Annotated in this window: 2 protein-coding genes; both read left to right on the forward strand. The window is 76.1% G+C overall.

Annotated elements, in window-relative coordinates; all coding sequences use genetic code 11:
* A partial coding sequence (locus A7A76_RS22215) for a hypothetical protein (protein ID WP_206413357.1) occupies positions 1 to 321 on the forward strand: 321 nt, incomplete at its 5' end.
* Positions 318 to 983, forward strand: a 666-nt coding sequence (locus tag A7A76_RS22220; protein WP_206413358.1) for a UvrD-helicase domain-containing protein, incomplete at its 3' end; no start/stop codon positions are given. The genes A7A76_RS22215 and A7A76_RS22220, both read left to right, overlap by 4 nt.

Consider the following 983-nt stretch of genomic DNA (forward strand, 5'->3'; position numbering starts at 1 on the left):
CCGCCGCCGCGCGCGCGCGCCGCGTTGGCCGCGCTGCTGCGCCTGCGCGACTACGGCCTGCGCCTGCCGCTGCCGTTCCTGCCGCGCGCCGGCTGGCTGTGGTACGAGGCGGCGATGCAGGTCAAGGACGGCTGGGCCAAGGCCGAAGCGCAATGGCACGGCGGCCCGCGCCATTGGGGCGAAGGCGGCCAGCCCGGCGTGCGCCTGGCGCTGCGCGGGCGCGACCCGTTCGCCGACGCCGAGCTGGGCGAGCAGTTCCGCGGCATCGCCAAGCTGGTGTTCGATGCGGTCGTGCTCGGCCGCGACGAGGACGCCGCATGAGCGCCGCGCACGATCCGGCTTCGCGCGATGCGGCGGCGAGGGATCCGTTCCTCGACCTGCCGCTCGACGGCCTGCGCCTGATCGAGGCCAGCGCCGGCACCGGCAAGACCTACACCCTGGCGACCTTGGTCGCGCGCTTGGTGATCGAACGCGGCCTCGGCGTGGGCCGCATCCTCGCGGTGACCTTCACCGATGCGGCCACCCAGGAACTGCGCGAACGCCTGCGCCGGCGCCTGCTGCTGGCCGCGCGCATCGCCGCGGACGATCCGTCGCTGGACCCGGCCGACGACGATGCCGAGCGCGCGCTGACCCGCACGCTGGTGCGCGCGCAAGCCGGGATCGAAGGCGAGGCGGCGCTGCGCGCGCGCCTGCAGCGCGCCACGCGCGAGATCGACCTGGCCGCGGTGGTCACCATCCACGGCTTCTGCGCGCGGGTGCTGGCCGAGCACGCGCTGGAAACCGGCCAGCCGTTCGCCGCGCCCGAACTGATCGGCAGCGAGCGCGAGCTGCACGACGAAATCGCCGTCGACCTGTGGCGCGCGTTCGGCGACGACGCCGGCGACGCGGAACTGCTGGCGCTGCAATGGCCGGGCGGCCCCGCCGCGCTGGCGGCCGACCTCGGCGCGCTGCTGCGCACGCCGCTGCTGCTGCCGGCCGCTCCG

Source organism: Lysobacter enzymogenes (assembly GCF_017168095.1).
GTDB classification, from domain to species: domain Bacteria; phylum Pseudomonadota; class Gammaproteobacteria; order Xanthomonadales; family Xanthomonadaceae; genus Lysobacter; species Lysobacter enzymogenes_D.